Consider the following 17011-nt stretch of genomic DNA (forward strand, 5'->3'; position numbering starts at 1 on the left):
GCGGAGGGCCGGATGGCCGCTGGGGCCTTTGGGTCCGAGAGGAAAGTCCGGACTCCACAAGACAACGGTGCCGGGTAACGCCCGGGCGGGGAAACCCGACGGAAAGCGCCACAGAAATCAGACCGCCCAGGACTTCGGTCAAGGGTAAGGGTGAAACGGTGGGGTAAGAGCCCACCGCGCCGCTGGCAACAGCGGCGGCACGGCAAGCCCCACCGGGAGCAATGCCAAATAGGGTCCCCGCGCGGGCCGGTCGGCGTAAGCCGATACCGCCGCTAAGCGCGTCTTGGCCGAGAGGGACCGGGTTGGCAGCTTGAGCCGCGCAGCAATGCACGGCCTAGAGGAATGGTCATCGAAGGGGGTAACCCTGGAACAAGATCCGGCTTACAGGTCCTCCGCGCATGTTTTCTATCACTTACCAGGCGGTGCATAAGCCCCGGTCAGTTTCGCAGCCTTTTTCTGGATCGCTACAAAGTCTTTCGCTTTCCAGGCACGAACCGTTTCAACTTTCGAGACCGCACCGGAGGCCGCGACTGCCATTCCGATGGCCACGGCATCCGTACCATCAGGTGCTTCACTTACAACCACCACGTCATTGTCACCCGTGGTCATGTAGAATGCCAAAACTTTGCCGCCGACCTTTTTCAGGAGCGCTCTGACGGGCGCAGTACGGTCCGCAGGTTTCTTCAACATCCCTTTGATGCCTTCCTGTGAATAGGATGCGTAGGTAATGAAGATAGGCATTTGAACCTCCTTTTAATCAAGTTGATGCAGGACCCGAAATTTGGCCGGTCCTTCGGCCCGTACGTGCGTTTCAGCCTGCCGCGACCAATGGGTCTGCGATCAGCCAAACGCCCATAGCGATAAGTACGACGCCTGTAAGTGGCACAAGCCACGTTGCCCGAGGCATCAGCTTTTCAAGCGCGACGTAAATGGCTATGCCGACGATCCAATACAGGTTCATTATACCGCCCACGAACAACAACAGCATCAGCGCCCAGCAACACCCAAGGCAAAAGGCCCCGTGTAGCGCTCCGACGCGAAACGCCCCGTAGGCGCCAGGTTTGATGTGGTCTGACAAAAACTGCGCTGGGCTTCGACAATGGCGCAGGCAGGCAGTTTTCAGGCTGGAAAGCTGATAAATCCCGGCGGCGAGCAGAACGCCGCCGGCAAACGCGCGGGATTGGATCGTCATCATCGGCCCATCTGACAGTTCCAGCAATTCAAGCAACCATTGAGCGCCCGTCGCAAAGGCACTGAACACCGCCCAGGCAACAAGGTAGCCGCACAAGAAAAACAGGCTTAACCGCGAGGCGTTCTGTTTATCCGGACCAATCCGTTTGATGGCCGTAAAAAGAAGTACAGTTGGGGCTGCGCTTGGGGTCATCATTGCGATCATCATGACCCACCACATCAGGAATACCAGCGTTGTATAGGTGAGGGTCCAGTGTACCTCGGTCGCCATCTGCATTGGGTTGCCGACCGGCCCGGCCATGCGGGTCATGTCTATAGCGGTCATATTCATGCCGATGCCGGCAATAGTGTACCAGGTAGCGCCGACCACGATCAGCAGGACACATACCAATACGACACTACTATCGCGTCGGAGTACCCGGTCAATAACGCCGGTCTGAGGAGGGGGCGTGTGTTCGGCCATGACCAATCCTGGTCAAGCGCCCAAGACCCCATGTCCCGAAATATTTAGATGCGCCAGATGCGCATGGGTGGCGTCAAAACTCAGGCTGATTGCGCTGCCCGATGTTTTGGCGGACCCCGAAGCGGCCTCAGCGTGGCGGTATTCAAACCCGTTTGGCAGATGAATGGACGCACGGTGCGGAGCGCCTGAAACGATATGAGGGATGGGATTCACCTCAACATCGAAAACACCGGGGATCTTTGCATAGCCCGTGCGCTCATCGCGGTTCCAGTTGACTTCGATCGGCGCAAAAAGAGTTTCATGTTTCGTCGGAGCCATTGCGCTGAACACGTACCACATCGTCGCCATTTCGTCGGTGTCTTCGCCCGTCATTATGGCTTGAACTGCGGCTCGTTGATCTGCAGATGCGGACTCATCAATGATCAACTGCATCTGACCGTTGCCTTCGTGGATCGCTCCCGGCCAGTAGTAGACGCCTGCCGCACGAACGCCGGCAAGATCAGTATCTCCATAGTGCCCGGACTTGATGTCGAACACGACAACCGCTTCGCAATTGCCATGAGTCGGTAGCACACTGAATTGGCACGGGCAGCCGAAGTTGCAGTTGCAATTGGCCAGTTCTTCGCCCTGAATAGTCCACTCTGTCATGATTAGCCCCCCAAAAATTCACAGTTACAAAACCTGCTGATACAGGTACTTGCCGGTTTCTGGTGCCTCGGTTGCTCGGTTAATTCCGGGCTTATTGGGGTAATAGGTCTGCGCTAAACTATCACGAAACTGTGATTAACTCAATTTGACGGGGTCACCAGTGGCCTGGGCGAACCCTTCGGGGGGCCGCCAGGGCGCCCGATCGGCTGGTCCAGTTGCGGGTCCGTACCGCGGTTGATCAGCACAACCACATACAAATCCGGTTAAATCTGTTAGGTTGCGTCCACATTTAAGCAGCCTGGAGAATTATCATGAGTTTTATGAAAGCACTTGCCTCAGTCGCTGTTGGGTTTGCGGCTGCCAAGGGGGTTGAGAAATACAAGCAAATGGGAGGCATGGCCGGTCTGCAAGACATGATGCAGAGTTCTGGCGGCGGTTTTGGCATGGACCAACTTGGTAAGATGGCCGAGCAGTTCGGGATGCCCGGAGGCGCTGCAGGCTTGCAGGATATGATCAGCAAGCTGGGAATGGGCAGCTCAGCAGGCGCAGCTGGATTGGGCGGTTTGATGAATGCCATGCAAGGTGCAGCCAAAACAGGTAGCCAACAGACCGTCGACATGATGGAGGCCGTTTTCCAAGGCACTCCCGGTGGTGTGGCAATGGAAGAGCAAGCCAAGCTGATGCTGCGCGCCATGATACAAGCCGCGAAAGCCGATGGTGAACTGGATACGCACGAAAAGGAAACGATACTCGGCAAATTGGGTGACGACATAAGCGATGAAGAGCGGGCTTTTGTTCAAGAGCAGCTAGAGGCCCCGATTGACGTCATCGGGTTGGCTGCTGATTCTGGCGGGCCGTTAAAATCTCAGATCTACGCGACATCTCTGGCCGCGATTCGCTTGGACAATCAACAAGAGGCATCCTATCTGCATCAACTGGCAACTGCGCTGGGCCTGTCTGACGCCGAGAGGGATCAGATTCACACCTATATGGGGGCACCAACCCTGTCTACTTGACCCCAACCTCTTTGTAGGGGCGATTGCTCTTGACATGGGCGGCATAGGGCGTAAAAGCGCACGCTCATAGGAATTCAACCGAAAGGCCCCTGCCTTTTCGGACGCAGGAGATAACCATGGCGAAGCCGACGACAATCAAGATCCGTCTGAACTCGACCGCGGGCACGGGCCACTTCTACGTGACCAAGAAAAATGCACGCACCATGACCGAGAAAATGACCATTCGTAAATACGATCCGGTCGTTCGGAAGCATGTCGAGTACAAGGAAGGCAAGATCAAGTAATCTTGCCGTCCAGCTTGGACAGAATTTAAGGGGTCTGCTGCGGCAGGCCCCTTTTTCTTGTGTCTTGGCAGTAGGATTCAAGTTATCATCTGATTGAGCGGCTTTTTGAGCCGTTGCATCGAAGCATCAGCGGATGGGTCAATCGGTCCTCCGATGGGTTGCTTTTTGGAAGGGCTTGCAACTACGCTTCAACAAACCGTTCCAAAATGTTGGCGACCATGAAAAAAATCTTGTTATCCACAATGGCAGTACTGGCTCTTGCGGCCTGCGAAGACCCCTTTGACCGTCAAGGCATCGGGTTTACAGGCATCGACGGCGAACCCCGCACCATTTCTGACATTGAAGGCGCTTCGGCATTCCTGCCGCCCGCGACCAATGTTCCGGCAGAACTGGCTTTGCTGCCCACCATTTCCGTCACGACAGACAAGACTGAGCTTGAGGATCTTGCTCGTGTTGCCATCGATAACGCTGGGCAAAACGACGGGAACTCGGTTCATCTGAACGCCAGCGGTGCGAACCTGTACCTGAGCAATGTCAGCGTGAATGGTACACTGTTCGGCGTCCTGCGTACTTCAAGCGGCAAGGTGAAAAACACCGTTGGCTCAGGCTTTGGCCAAGGAGTTGAGCAGTTCACAGGATGTCTGCCAGCGGGTAACGTGTACCGCAAAGGCAACTCCAAACGCAGCTCTGGCTTTGCCGTGCCGCTGAACTGCAGCTAATCTTAACGAATTCCGATAAAGGCCTCGTCGTTCTGACGGGGCCTTTTTTGTTGGATGTGGGCGGGCGAGTGCTGCGTGCAAAAGAAAAGGGGCCGACCTGATCAGGCCCGCCCCTTTGAAACGCGTTTATGCAGTCAGCGTTATTCTTGCTGACCCATGAACATCAGCAGGAACTGGAACATGTTCAGGAACGAGATGTACAGGCTAAGCGCGCCGTCGATCGCCGCTTTGTCCAGCCATTCCTGGTCGCCGTGGGTTGCGTGTGCAACGTAGGTGTTCTTGATGTCCTGAGTGTAGAATGCGGTCAGACCAGCAAAGATCAGCAGACCAATGGCCGAGATTGCCAGCATCATCGGACCTGATTGCAGGAACAGGTTGATAACCATTGCGACCAGCAGGCCGATCACACCCATGATCAGGAACGTACCCATGCCGCTCAAGTCACGCTTGGTGGTGTAGCCGAACAGGCTCAGACCAGCGAATGCAATAGCCGTTACCAGAAACGTCTGCGTGATCGAGTAGGGGGTAAAGACCAGGAAGATCGAGCTCATCGACACGCCCATTACAGCGGCGAAAGCGAAAAAGCCCAGTTGAACTGCAGAGGCAGAGCCACGCCGCATCAGGGCGCCCCAGCCGAACAGCAGGAAGCCAAGCGGTGCGAACATCACGACCCATTTCAGCGGAGTCAGGAACAAGGTCTGTCCCAAGCCGGTCAGGTAACGCTCTGCGCCGATTTGGATGCCGGTGACGGTTGGGTCTGCAGTTACAGCAAGACCGGCAATCGCCCAAGCGGCAAGCGCCGTGATCAGCATGCCTACGGACATTGTGCCGTAGACTTTATTCATATGGGCGCGTAGGCCCTCATGGATCTGGGCAGCGCGCGCACCGGTCGCCGTCCGGATCGTGTCAAATTGTGCCATTAAGGGTCTCCCTTCACAAATTTCTTATCGTTGTCCGAAAATCAGACACCGTTCCCCGCAAATATCGGCAACTGCGGGCAACGTTTCAAGGGTTTAGCGCCGGAATCCGGCTAAAACGCGCAACAAAAATGGCGACCTGCGTGTGCTGGCCGCCATTCATTGAAGAAAGATGAATGTCAGAGTCATTTTTGCCAGAATTCCGGCGCATCCCATATCGACCGTTCAGCTTCGGCTTTGGCCTGTTCGCGAGTGATTCCGATGTCCTCTAGCGCCCTGGCGTCCAATCTGGCGAGAGAACGTCGCTGGCGACGCAGGGCAAAAGCGTCCCTGAACATGCTCAAGCCAAAACGACGACGGGGCGGGCAATGTCTTTCAATGGCAATTTGGGTCATAGTCTTTGTCCTTTCATTGGTATTCGATGAGAATTCGCCGTCTCATCAAGTTCCTTGATTTATATGGCGCGTTATGACACATTTTGAAAATGAATGTTTTTGAAGTAACTCATAAGGAATCGTGAACATGCGAAATCTGGACATCACGACTTTACGTTCATTTGTGGCGGTGGCTGACCAAGGTGGCGTCACACGAGCGGCTGGGTTCCTTCATTTGACCCAATCTGCGGTCTCAATGCAGCTGAAGCGTTTGGAGGAGTTGTTGGGCTTGGAGTTGTTAGATCGCAGCGGCCGAACAATCGCGCTTACGGCATCGGGTGAACAATTGCTGGCCTATGCCCGGCGCATGATCGCGCTGAACGACGAGGTGATCTCGAAGCTTACGGATCAGGCGTTTGAGGGCGAAGTGGTTCTGGGCGTACCGCACGACATTGTTTACCCTGCCATTCCACGCGTGTTGCAGAGGTTTAATGCAGATTTCCCCCGTGTAAGGGTGCAATTGGTATCTTCATACTCGCTGCAGTTGAAAGACATGTATAAACGCGGTGAATGTGATCTGATCCTAACAACCGAAGCAAACGTAAACGATGGTGCGGAGACTATCGCCGAATTGCCATTGCGTTGGATAGGGGCACCAGGCGGTTCTGCATGGCGTAAGCGGCCGGTGCCAATTGCGCTGGGTCGGCGGTGCATGTTCAGGCCACAAGTCATTGCGGCGCTGGACGAAGCAGGTATCCCTTGGGAATTGTCAGTTGAAACTGAAAACGACCGGACAATCGAAGCGACCGTTAGCGCCGATCTGGCGATTCACGCGATGTTGGATGGTACTGAGGCTGCCCACCTTGTGCAGATCGATGATGGTGGCGTCTTGCCTGAACTACCGGCGCATATGATTAACCTGTACGGAGCGGAGCCAAATCGGGGACCAGTAGTCGAGGCGCTTGCTGCTTTGGTCCGGCAGAATTTCCTTTTGCTTGGAGGAACGCCGTTGAAAGCTGTTGTTGGTTAGGGCTTAATTACAACTTTTCCGGTTGCGGCGCGATCCCTCAGTAATTGCAGACCCTTTTCGGCATCCGAAAGGGGAAGAACGTGGCTGATATGGGGCTTGATCCGCCCCTCGCTATGCCAGCGGAATAGTGTTTCAAAGCTGTCTTGTACAATCTGAGGGCGGAAGGTCAGATAGCCGCCTATATAAAAGCCAATCACGGTCAGGTTTTTAACCAGAAGGTGATTGGCCGGAATCTGGGGTACATCTCCGCCTGCGAAGCCGATCGGCAGCAGGCGTCCTTCGGGATTTGTGGCGCGAAACGCAGCCTTAAAGACATCACCGCCGACCGCGTCGTATACAACATCAGCCCCGCCGAGCTCTTTGACACGTGCGCGTAGATCTTCGGAAGCGTCAATTAGGTGATCGGCGCCGGCCGAACGGGCAACGGCCAGCTTTTCCTCGCCACGGGCCTGCGCAATCACTGTTGCGCCCATCAGTTTTCCGATTTCCACAGCCGTCATCCCAACGCCACCAGCTGCACCGGTAACCAGAAGTGTTTCCCCCGGTTGCAGGCGTGCGCGGTGATCAAGGGCGATATGGCTAGTGCCATAGGCGATCTGAATGGCAGCGGCGTCCTCAAAGCTCATTGAATCGGGCAGGGGGATCGCACGATCAGCGTCAAAAACACCATATTTGGCCAGTCCACCTTGACCCGAATACACTGCGACCCGGTCGCCCGGTTTCAAATGCGTTACATTGGGGCCGAGCTCGTCAATAACCCCGGCGATCTCCATGCCTTGTGTGAAAGGGGCAGGTGGAGTGTCTTGATATGTGCCTTTTTGCATCAAAAGGTCGGCGAAATTCAGTCCACATGCCTTGATGGCGATGCGAACCTGGCCTTCAGACGGGACGGGAACGTCAATGTCGCTAAGCTGGGGTGCTGCCCCTTTAGATGGAATTCTGTACGCCAGCATTTTCGCGCTCCTGTAGTTTTGCACATAGGCTCGCGCTGCCGTGTGATTGTCAATCACTAAGCCCCCAATCTTTGAGTGTGGGAAATAAATGAGTCCATTCCCCCCTTGTTTGGGTGACGTGTACCGGGCGATAGGAGCACAACCTTAGACATAAATTCGGTGAAACAGATTCAACCTTCTTGAAAAAAATCGAAAAAGGCGCAATATTGTTTCACGGTGCTAATTTGGGGGCATGTTCCCAATTAGGGAGTGGTTAAGGGCAACTCGCTAACGGTGTTTCGGAGCATGTATTGTACCGGAGTAAGTTGTGTGTGTGTGTAGTAGAGGGAGAATACCAATGACCCATCACGTAGATGTCCATGTGGGTAAACGCGTGCGGCATCGCCGCTGGCTGATCGGAATGACGCAGCAACAGCTGGCGCAACAAGTTGGTATTAAATTTCAACAGATTCAAAAATATGAGACGGGCGCCAATCGTATTAGTGCATCGCGTCTTTGGGATATTGCTGAAGCATTGGATGTACCTGTTAGCTTTTTCTTTGAAGGTTTGGAAGAGACTGAAAAGGAAAGCGCCGGCAAAAAGTCTGTGCCTGCAGATTTGATGGGCGATAAGGAAGCTCTGGACTTGGTTCGTTCGTATTATGCGATCCCTGAGAACCAGCGCCGCCGCCTGTTCGAATTGGCACGAGTGCTAAGCGACGTCGCATGATTTAACGGGTTGACTCTGGCACGCGCCAACCGCACGGGTAGCGTATGCAAGAGACCTCGTTAAGTGATCTGGAAGTAGCCGAAAAAATGGCCGACGCGGCGCGTACGGCCATCTTGCCGTTTTTCAGACAGTCCAATCTTGAAACTGACAACAAGCTGACAGACGGCTTTGATCCGGTGACAATAGCCGATCGGAATGCCGAGAAAGCTATGCGCGAAGTTTTGGCAACTCACCGACCCGAAGACGGTATTTTTGGTGAGGAGTTTGGTCAGGTCCAGGGCAGCACCGGTCGTACTTGGGTTCTGGATCCCATTGATGGAACACGTGGGTTTATCAGTGGCACGCCGACCTGGGGTGTTTTGATAGCGCTGGGTGATCAGAACGGGCCATTTATGGGGGTCATTGACCAGCCTTACATTGGCGAGCGGTTCATAGGGTCATCCGAGATTGCTCAGGTGACAGGGCCGACGGGAACCTCACGTCTGCAGACCCGTTCAACCCAGACGTTGGATCAAGCAGTGCTGTTCACCACATTTCCCGAAGTCGGGACGCTCGAAGACCGGACCGGGTTCGAAGCGGTGGCGCAACACACGCGGTTAACGCGCTACGGTATGGATTGTTATGCTTATGCGCTGTTGGCTGCTGGTCAAATCGATCTTGTCATCGAATCCGGGCTTTTGGCTTACGACATACAAGCACCTGTTGCGGTGATTCAGGCCGCAGGTGGGGTCGTTACCGATTGGCAGGGCGGTCCCGCCCATAATGGCGGCAGGGCGCTGGCCGCTGCAAATCCTGAAATTCACGCTGCGGCGTTAGAGATTCTGCGCAACTACTGAAACTTGTTGCCGGACACAGACCTGTCAGGTAGTTTCTGCCCGGCTGGTTCTTATGCTCGTTTTCCGCCAGCCTTTGTACTCCATGCATGAAACGGGCTTATGCAAGGAGAGCGAAATGACCGAATTCCTTATCAAAAATGCCGATACGATCCTGACAATGGACGACGCGCGCCATGAATTGTCTGGCGCGGACATTCTGGTCAAAGATGGTCAGATCGAACAGGTTGGGCACGGGCTTCAAACAACCGGAGAGGTGCACAATGCCGCCGGATGTATTGTTACACCCGGTTTGGTAAACACACACCACCATCTGTACCAGACTCTGACACGTGCAGTGCCCGGTGGTCAGGATGCATTGTTGTTCGGCTGGCTGAAAACTCTTTACCCTATCTGGGCTCGATTTGGACCAGAAGAGATGTTTGTCTCCGCCCAGATCGGTCTCGCTGAGTTGGCGTTGTCAGGCTGTACGCTCAGTTCTGACCATTTGTACTTGTACCCCAATGGATCGCGGCTCGACGATACGATTGCAGCGGCGGCAGAGATCGGTTTGCGTTTTCACCCCACGCGCGGCGCGATGAGCATTGGTGAGAGTGACGGCGGCTTGCCGCCAGACGCTTTGGTAGAAGACGAGCGTGCAATCCTTGATGACATGACGCGCGTAGTTGATGCGTTTCACGATCCCTCTGACGGTGCAATGTGCCGGGTTGGTCTGGCGCCATGTTCTCCTTTCTCGGTCAGTCGCGACCTCATGCGCGATGCAGCGGTCCTTGCGCGAGACAAGGGCGTTATGCTGCATACCCATCTGGCCGAAAATGACGAAGATATCGCCTATTCTCAGGCGCAATTCGGATGCCGTCCGGGGCAATATGCCGAAGAATTGGGTTGGACTGGCCCTGATGTCTGGCACGCCCATTGTGTAAAGCTGGACGGGGCAGAGATTGATCTGTTCGCAAGAACTCAAACCGGTGTCGCGCACTGTCCCTGTTCAAATTGCCGCCTGGGTTCAGGGATAGCTCCGGTTCGGGCTATGCGGGACAGGGGGGTGCCGGTAGGGCTAGGCGCGGATGGGTCAGCCAGCAATGACAACGGCAGCTTGGTCCTTGAGGCACGGCAGGCCATGCTGTTGCAGCGGGTCGCGAACGGAGCTGATGCTATGTCGTCCCGCGAAGCACTAGAGATCGCCACCCGCGGTGGCGCTGATGTGCTGAACCGCCCCGATTGTGGACGGCTTGAGCCAGGAAAACGTGCGGACATTGCCGTCTGGGATACGCGCTGCATCGAAAGCGCGGGGAGTTGGGATCCGGCGGCTCTGCTGTTGGCTGGGCCGATGAAGGTGAAACACTTGTTTGTTGAAGGCCGTCAGATTGTACGCGACGGGCATGTCACAACGTTGGACATGCCCCGCGTGATTGAACGCCAGAACCAGTTGGCCCGTGCTTTGCGGGCTTAATGGCTGACGCGCTGGCCGGCGATCCAAACTTCGGTGATCGCCCGGTCATCGCCCATCATGATGGTAGGGAAAATGGCCTCCCACAGATCTTCGGCGCAGGCCTCGCGTTGGGCGATGGCTGGGGTCGAGGCGAGGTCAAGCACGACCAGGTCGGCCTCCAACCCAGGTGCGATGTTGCCGACGCAATCGTCCATCCGAAGCGTCCGGGCAGACCCGACAGTTCCCAGCCACAACAACTGAGCGGCGTGCAAAGGTGCGCCGCGCAACTGTCCGATCTCGTAAGCCGCAGCCATCGTGCGCAGCATGGAAAAGCTGGAGCCACCGCCCGTATCAGTCGCAAGTCCAACCCGGTGGCCGTCGCGCATCAGTCCTGTCATGTCAAACAGGCCCGAGCCAATGAAGGTATTCGAGGTAGGACAGTGGATTAGCGCCGCGTCCACTTCGCGGAGGCGGTCCCGCTCGCGCGCTTCCAAGTGAATGACATGACCGTAAACACCATGCGCACCCAACAGGCCGAACTTTTCGTATGTGTCCAGGTAATCCCGTGCGTCTGGGAACAGCTCGCGGACCCAAGCGATCTCGTCGGTTTGTTCGCTAAGGTGTGTTTGCATCAGACAATGCGGGTGTTCGGCCCACAGCGCGCCCATCGCCTCGAGCTGTTCGGGCGTGGACGTGGGGGAAAAACGCGGAGTAATGGCATAGGAGAGACGACCGGTCCCATGCCATTTCGCAAGCAGTTTCTCGGACTGATCGTATGCTGTTTGCGCCGTGTCCCGCAGACCTTCGGGAGCGTTCCGGTCCATACAGGTTTTACCTGCGACCACCCGCTGGTTACGCTGTTGTGCAGCATTGAAGAAGGCGTTGACGCTTTCGGGGTGGATAGTACAAAAGCTGCACATAGTCGTGGTGCCATGCGACGCTGTCAGATCCAGGTATCGGTTGGCGATCTCAGTGGCATAGGCTGGGTCGCCGAACTTCATCTCTTCGGGGAACGTGTAGGTGTTCAACCAGTCAATCAGGCGCTTGCCCCAGCTGGCGATCATGGCGGTCTGCGGATAGTGCACATGTGCATCTACAAACCCGGCCATAATCACATGCTGGCCGTGGTCCACAAAGGTGGCATCGGGGTTAGCCGCGCGAAGGCTCTCGGTATCCGCCACAGCGGAAATACGGCCATCTTCGATCAGAACGGCCTCGCTGATTTTGACGGCCTCGGTTGGCTCGCCTTCAAATGGGGAACCGGTGAAGCTCAGGACGCGCCCTTTCAGCAGCGTTTTTTGCGCCATTTTCATTTATCTCCGCCTGTATGGGACTGCAAAACAGCATAGGCGGGCGAAACTTGTCGGTAAATCGGCGCATTGTCATTGTTTTCCGGTAGCTGCTTCTTCTAATTAGGGGTCAATGAGCGAGTAAACGGGGGCAGACATGACGACAGGCTTTGATGATCCCGTAACCGAATCCACCGGCGATGATGATGTATATGCATTGGATCGTAAGACCGTGGCGGCGATCCTCTATGCGGTAGATGTAGAAGATCGCAACAAGCTGATCGAGCTGATGGAGCCGCTGCACCCGGCCGACATCGCCGACCTTTTAGAGCAGATCAATCCTTATGACCGGGCGCGCCTGATCCGCCTGTACGACAAAGAGTTTGACGGTGACATCCTGTCCGAGCTGGATGAAGCCGTCCGCGAAGAAGTCATAAGTGTGCTGAAACCGGACGTTCTGGCCGAAGCTGTGCGCGAGATGGAAAGCGACGATGTTGTCGATCTTCTCGAAGACCTGGAGGAGCCGCAGCAGGAAGCCATCCTAGATGTGCTGGAGGATTCTGAACGGATTGCGGCTGAACAGGCGCTGTCTTATCCCGAAAACTCTGCCGGTCGTCTTATGCAGCGCGAGGTTGTCATGGCGCCCGAGCATTGGTCGGTGGGCCAGGCCATTGATTTCATGCGCGCCAATGACGACTTGCCGGAGCAGTTCTATCACGTCGTTCTCGTCGATCCGCGGCTAAAGCCAGTGGCGCAGGTCACGCTGGGCAAGCTGATGGCGGCGCGGCGGGAAGTTCCGCTGCATGACCTTTCAGAAGAAGAATTTCACATCATCCCCGTCGATCAAGACGAAGAGGATGTGGCCTATGCCTTTAACCAATACCACCTGATCTCGGCTCCGGTTGTAGATTCGGATGGGCGGTTGGTTGGTGTAATCACCATTGACGACGCGATGGCGGTTCTGGACGAAGAACACGAGGAAGACATCCTGAGGCTTGCGGGTGTTAGTGATGACAGCTCTATCTCTGACAGCGTCGCTGCAACCAGCCGACGCCGTCTCCCGTGGTTGGCTGTGAATTTGTGTACGGCGATTTGTGCTTCGTTAGTGATTTCACAGTTTGAGGCTGCGATTGATCAGTTGGTGGCGCTGGCAATTCTGATGCCGATCGTTGCGTCTATGGGCGGCAACGCCGGCACGCAGTCGCTGACGGTGGCGGTACGCGCGCTTGCCACCCGTGACTTGACCGGTTCGAACGTCATGCGGGTGATCCGTAGGGAGCTTCTGGTTGGGATGCTGAATGGGCTGTGTTTTGCCATTGTGTTGGGAACTGTGGGGATGATGTGGTTCGATTCTCCGATGTTGGGTGTCGTGATCGGATCGGCCTTGGTCGTGAACATGATCATCGCTGGCTTTGCAGGTACGGTAGTCCCGGTCGTGCTGGATCGTTTGGGTGTTGACCCGGCGCTGGCGTCAGGAACCTTTGTGACGACCACTACGGATGTCATGGGGTTCTTTATCTTTCTTGGGCTTGCCAGCGTGGTGCTACTGTGACCGATCTGACTGAAATTAAGGCCGCCGCGCGCAAGGCGGCATTTGCGCGCCGTAAGGCCGCGTTCGACTCCCGCCCGCCTGGAGCCGCGGGACGTTTGTCCGAAGTGCTGGCTGGGCACAGGGGCGTGCCTCTGTCGGGCTACATGCCGATCCGCACCGAGATTGACCCGTTGGCTGCGATGGCCGAAGCCTCAGCTTATGGCCCTGTCGGGGTGCCTGTGATTCAGGCCGCCGGACAACCACTGAAGTTTTCCCGTTGGACGCCCGAAGGGGTGCTAAAAGATGGCCCCTTCGGTGCCAAGGTCCCCGAGGTCGATGACTATTTCGACCCCGAGATTTTGATCGTACCGCTGGTCGCCTTTGACGCGCATGGTGGTCGCCTTGGCTACGGCGGCGGTTTTTACGACCGAACGCTGGAAGTCCTGCGGGCCAAGCGCCCCACGCTGGCCATCGGTTTTGCCTTTGACGCGCAAGAGGCCGAAGGACTGCCGTTGGAGCCCACCGATCAGCCGTTGGATATGGTGATCACCGAAAGCAGGGTGCTGACGTTTTCTGATTGATCCCGTCAGGTCGGGCTGTTTTCGCGGAAGTATTCCCAAGCGTCGACTTCTCGCCCGTCAGGCAGAATACACACGCCTGTTTGCCCGTTTTCTCCGTCACGGATCTCATACTTCGCTCCACTTTCTACGCAGAACGTGGCCGCTGGGTTGGCCAGTTGAGTATTGGAATCTGTAGACGGGGCCTCATCGCAAGCAGCGAGTGCAGTCAGGCTTACAGCGGCCAAAAGGGTGCGCGACATTAAGAATCTCCTGTGTAATGTGCTTTGACAGATTATGACGGCAGCATAACCGCTTGTGCTTGGACATGACCACACTTAGGACAGTTGAATGAGGATACTTTTTCTTGGTGACGTCATGGGCCGCGCGGGACGCACGGCCATCCAGCAACATCTGCCACGTTTGCGCGACGAGTGGAGGCTGGATTTCGTTGTAGTAAATGGTGAAAACGCATCGAACGGCATGGGGCTGACAGGCGATCATGCCAAGCTTCTGCTGGATGCGGGTGCGGATTGTGTGACGCTTGGCGATCATGCGTTCGACCAGAAAGACATGCTGCAGTTCATCGAGAAAGAACCGCGCATCGTTCGCCCAGTGAACTTTGCTAAAGGCGCACCAGGGCGGGGACATCGGCTGTTTAACGCGCCCGGAGGCCGCAAGGTTCTGGTGGTGCAGGTGCTGGGACAGGTGTTCATGAAGCGGCCGTTCGATGATCCGTTCTCGGCTGTCGAACCTATTCTGAAGTCACACCCTCGCGGCGGGCAGGCGAATGCGATCATCGTCGACATGCATTGCGAAGCGACGTCCGAAAAGATGGCGATGGGCCATTATTGTGACAAGCGCGCAAGCCTCGTGGTTGGGACGCATACTCATGTGCCGACGGCGGACGCGCAGATTATGCCCGGTGGAACCGCCTATCTGAGCGATGCAGGGATGTGCGGCGATTATGACTCGGTCATTGGGATGGATAAGGTCGAGCCCATGCGCCGCTTTATTACTGGTATGCCGAAGGCAAGGTTTACCCCGGCCAATGGTGAAGCCACTCTGAGCGGTGTGTTCGTCGAGACTGATGACCGCGACGGTCAGGCAAAATCTGTGCAAATGGTGCGCGTTGGCGGGCGCTTGCAGCAGGCAGGGCCTCAGTAAGGGCATGTCAGGCTTGCTCTGCCGTGCGCAATGCGTGAAACTGCCCGACGGGCGCGCAAGCCAGGCCAAGGTTCGGACACAAAACCAAAAATGCAATTCCTTCAACTGACAGAAACAGGCAGCGCGATAGTGGCGCTATTGGTCGTTGCGGGCATGTTTGTCCTGTTCCTGCGCGAGGTTTACCCGACCGAAGTTGTTGCCATCGGCGGTGTGGCCTTGATGCTGGTGACGGGCATCTTGCCCTATCAAAGCGCTTTGGCCGTGTTGTCCAACCCTGCGCCTTGGACGATCGCAGCGATGTTCATCATCATGGGCGCTTTGGTGCGAACAGGCGCGTTAGATGCGTTTACCTCAACGGCTCAGAAGCAAGCGCAGGTAAATCCGCGCTTTGCTATCGGCCTTTTGATGGCGTTTGTTGTTCTGGCCTCGGCTGTTGTGTCTAACACTCCGGTTGTGGTCGTGATGATCCCGGTTTTTGTACAGATTGCGCGTACTTTGAACGTACCTGCATCTAAGCTTCTGATCCCGCTAAGTTACGCTGCGATTTTGGGTGGAACACTGACGCTGATTGGTACTTCAACCAACTTGCTGGTCGATGGTGTGGCCCGAGCACAAGGTATGAAAGCTTTTTCGATCCTTGAGGTTACTCCTCTTGGTATCGCTTTGGTGATCTACGGAATGGTGTATCTGCGCTTTATCGCGCCGCGCTTGCTGCCAGATCGCGACAGTATGGCGACTTTGCTGTCCGACCGATCAAAAATGAAGTTCTTCACCGAGGCCGTCATTCCACCCGAAAGCAACCTGATCGGTCGCGAAGTTACGGGTGTTCAGCTTTTCAAGCGACCCGGAGTGCGTCTGATCGACGTTATCCGCGGCGACGAATCCCTGCGGCGTAACCTCAAGGGCGTCACGTTGAATGTAGGCGACCGGGTTGTTCTGCGAACTGAAATGACCGAGTTGCTAAGCTTGCAAAGCAACAAGGAACTCAAGCGTGTCGATCAGGTTTCGGCGGTCGAAACCAAGACCGTTGAGGTGCTGATTACCCCAGGTTGCCGTATGGTCGGTCGAACGCTCGGCACACTGCGCTTGCGCCGCCGGTACGGTGTTTATGTGCTGGCGGTCCACCGGCGAAACCAGAACATCGGGCGTCAGCTGGATGATCTGGTGGTGCGTGTCGGCGATACACTTCTGCTGGAAGGGTCTCCGGCGGATATCCAAAAGCTTGCTGCTGACATGGACATGGTCGACGTTGCTCAGCCTTCGGCGCGTGCCTTCCGGCGTAGCCATGCTCCTATCGCAATCGGCTCGTTGGTCGGGATCGTTGTGCTGGCTGCGCTGGGTGTAGCGCCGATCCTGCTGCTGTCGGTTCTTGCTGTTGCAGTGGTTCTTTTGACACGCTGTATTGACGCGGATGAGGCGTTTTCCTTTGTCGAAGGCCGCTTGCTGGCCCTGATCTTTTCGATGTTGGCCATCGGTGCTGCTCTCGACAAGTCAGGGGCTGTTTCTTTGATTGTCGAAGCGATTGCGCCTGGGCTCAGTGTCTTACCGCCGTTCCTGATAATCTGGGCTGTTTATCTGCTGACGTCGGTTCTGACGGAACTGGTTTCGAACAACGCGGTGGCTGTGGTTGTGACGCCAATTGCCATCGGGTTGGCGCAGGCCGTCGGCATTGATCCGCGGCCGCTGGTGGTTGCGGTGATGGTGGCGGCTTCGGCCTCGTTTGCAACACCGATTGGGTATCAGACAAACATGATGGTTTACGGCCCGGGGGGCTATAGATTCACCGACTTCCTCAAGGTTGGTGTACCTTTGAACCTGACCGTTGGACTACTGGCGTCTCTGCTGATTCCGTTTATCTGGCCGTTATAAGGCTGGCGCGGATTCGCCGACCCGCATTA

Annotated in this window: 19 protein-coding genes and 1 other RNA gene; 12 read left to right on the top strand and 8 right to left on the bottom strand. The window is 56.0% G+C overall.

Going from position 1 to position 17011, the window contains the following annotated elements:
* Positions 1-400, top strand: an RNA gene (gene rnpB / locus ACR0EO_RS09215) — RNase P RNA component class A.
* A gap of 8 nt (positions 401-408) precedes the next feature.
* On the opposite strand, the gene ACR0EO_RS09220 is transcribed toward rnpB, so the two are convergent.
* The 3 genes from ACR0EO_RS09220 to ACR0EO_RS09230 form a co-directional block, all read right to left on the bottom strand.
* Positions 409-741, bottom strand: coding sequence for a GYD domain-containing protein (locus tag ACR0EO_RS09220; RefSeq protein WP_480689139.1), 333 nt, complete (start codon positions 739-741; stop codon positions 409-411).
* A gap of 70 nt (positions 742-811) precedes the next feature.
* On the bottom strand, positions 812-1654 hold the full coding sequence (locus ACR0EO_RS09225) for a DUF2182 domain-containing protein (protein ID WP_480689141.1): 843 nt from the start codon (positions 1652-1654) through the stop codon (positions 812-814).
* Positions 1655-1666: 12 nt separating this feature from the next.
* Positions 1667-2302, bottom strand: coding sequence for a DUF1326 domain-containing protein (locus ACR0EO_RS09230; RefSeq protein ID WP_480689143.1), 636 nt, complete (start codon positions 2300-2302; stop codon positions 1667-1669).
* Between the two features lie 311 nt (positions 2303-2613).
* Between ACR0EO_RS09230 and ACR0EO_RS09235 the strand changes: the two genes are divergently transcribed.
* From ACR0EO_RS09235 to ACR0EO_RS09245, 3 genes are all read left to right on the top strand, one after another.
* A complete protein-coding gene (locus tag ACR0EO_RS09235; protein WP_480689145.1) occupies positions 2614-3318 on the top strand; it encodes a DUF533 domain-containing protein in 705 nt (234 codons plus the stop codon).
* Between the two features lie 116 nt (positions 3319-3434).
* Positions 3435-3602: a 50S ribosomal protein L33 gene (gene rpmG / locus ACR0EO_RS09240; RefSeq protein WP_037309480.1), complete on the top strand. Its 168-nt coding sequence runs from the start codon at positions 3435-3437 to the stop codon at positions 3600-3602.
* A 218-nt stretch (positions 3603-3820) separates the two neighbouring features.
* A complete protein-coding gene (locus ACR0EO_RS09245; protein ID WP_480689147.1) occupies positions 3821-4321 on the top strand; it encodes a hypothetical protein in 501 nt (166 codons plus the stop codon).
* A gap of 140 nt (positions 4322-4461) precedes the next feature.
* On the opposite strand, the gene ACR0EO_RS09250 is transcribed toward ACR0EO_RS09245, so the two are convergent.
* Together ACR0EO_RS09250 and ACR0EO_RS09255 are read right to left on the bottom strand one after the other, a co-directional pair.
* A complete protein-coding gene (locus tag ACR0EO_RS09250; RefSeq protein WP_480689149.1) occupies positions 4462-5241 on the bottom strand; it encodes a Bax inhibitor-1/YccA family protein in 780 nt (259 codons plus the stop codon).
* Positions 5242-5423: 182 nt separating this feature from the next.
* Complete coding sequence (locus ACR0EO_RS09255) at positions 5424-5633, bottom strand: DUF1127 domain-containing protein (protein ID WP_480689151.1); 210 nt, start codon at positions 5631-5633, stop codon at positions 5424-5426.
* A 127-nt stretch (positions 5634-5760) separates the two neighbouring features.
* On the opposite strand from ACR0EO_RS09255, the gene ACR0EO_RS09260 reads away from it, so the two are divergent.
* Entirely contained in the window at positions 5761-6642 is an 882-nt protein-coding gene (locus tag ACR0EO_RS09260; protein ID WP_480689153.1) for a LysR family transcriptional regulator, read from the top strand.
* Here the strand turns inward: ACR0EO_RS09260 and ACR0EO_RS09265 are convergent.
* Positions 6639-7595 (bottom strand): NADPH:quinone oxidoreductase family protein, encoded by a 957-nt coding sequence (locus ACR0EO_RS09265; protein ID WP_480689155.1) that lies wholly within the window; start codon positions 7593-7595, stop codon positions 6639-6641. The genes ACR0EO_RS09260 and ACR0EO_RS09265 overlap by 4 nt on opposite strands.
* Positions 7596-7932: 337 nt before the next feature.
* Between ACR0EO_RS09265 and ACR0EO_RS09270 the strand changes: the two genes are divergently transcribed.
* The 3 genes from ACR0EO_RS09270 (at position 7933) to ACR0EO_RS09280 (ending at position 10590) form a co-directional block, all read left to right on the top strand.
* Entirely contained in the window at positions 7933-8304 is a 372-nt protein-coding gene (locus ACR0EO_RS09270; protein WP_480689157.1) for a helix-turn-helix domain-containing protein, read from the top strand.
* Between the two features lie 44 nt (positions 8305-8348).
* A complete protein-coding gene (hisN, locus tag ACR0EO_RS09275) occupies positions 8349-9140 on the top strand; it encodes a histidinol-phosphatase (RefSeq protein WP_480689159.1) in 792 nt (263 codons plus the stop codon).
* 115 nt (positions 9141-9255) lie between these two features.
* Positions 9256-10590 carry an 8-oxoguanine deaminase gene (locus ACR0EO_RS09280; protein WP_480689161.1) on the top strand — a complete coding sequence of 445 codons (1335 nt, stop codon included), beginning with the start codon at positions 9256-9258 and terminating at the stop codon, positions 10588-10590.
* On the opposite strand, the gene guaD is transcribed toward ACR0EO_RS09280, so the two are convergent.
* Positions 10587-11876, bottom strand: a complete 1290-nt coding sequence (gene guaD / locus ACR0EO_RS09285; RefSeq protein WP_480689749.1) for a guanine deaminase — start codon at positions 11874-11876, stop codon at positions 10587-10589. The two genes, ACR0EO_RS09280 and guaD, sit on opposite strands and share 4 nt — an antisense overlap.
* A gap of 139 nt (positions 11877-12015) precedes the next feature.
* Between guaD and mgtE the strand changes: the two genes are divergently transcribed.
* On the top strand, positions 12016-13410 hold the full coding sequence (mgtE, locus tag ACR0EO_RS09290) for a magnesium transporter (RefSeq protein WP_480689163.1): 1395 nt from the start codon (positions 12016-12018) through the stop codon (positions 13408-13410).
* On the top strand, positions 13407-13970 hold the full coding sequence (locus ACR0EO_RS09295) for a 5-formyltetrahydrofolate cyclo-ligase (RefSeq protein WP_480689165.1): 564 nt from the start codon (positions 13407-13409) through the stop codon (positions 13968-13970). The genes mgtE and ACR0EO_RS09295 overlap by 4 nt, the downstream gene beginning before the upstream one ends.
* Positions 13971-13975: 5 nt before the next feature.
* Here the strand turns inward: ACR0EO_RS09295 and ACR0EO_RS09300 are convergent, their stop codons facing one another.
* Positions 13976-14209, bottom strand: coding sequence for a putative hemolysin (locus ACR0EO_RS09300; protein WP_480689167.1), 234 nt, complete (start codon positions 14207-14209; stop codon positions 13976-13978).
* 88 nt (positions 14210-14297) lie between these two features.
* On the opposite strand from ACR0EO_RS09300, the gene ACR0EO_RS09305 reads away from it, so the two are divergent.
* A complete protein-coding gene (locus ACR0EO_RS09305) occupies positions 14298-15113 on the top strand; it encodes a TIGR00282 family metallophosphoesterase (protein WP_480689169.1) in 816 nt (271 codons plus the stop codon).
* 90 nt (positions 15114-15203) lie between these two features.
* Positions 15204-16982 carry an SLC13 family permease gene (locus ACR0EO_RS09310; RefSeq protein WP_480689171.1) on the top strand — a complete coding sequence of 593 codons (1779 nt, stop codon included), beginning with the start codon at positions 15204-15206 and terminating at the stop codon, positions 16980-16982.
* Positions 16983-17011: the final 29 nt, after the last annotated feature.

The sequence above is a fragment of the Ruegeria sp. BE9 genome, from assembly GCF_056538765.1.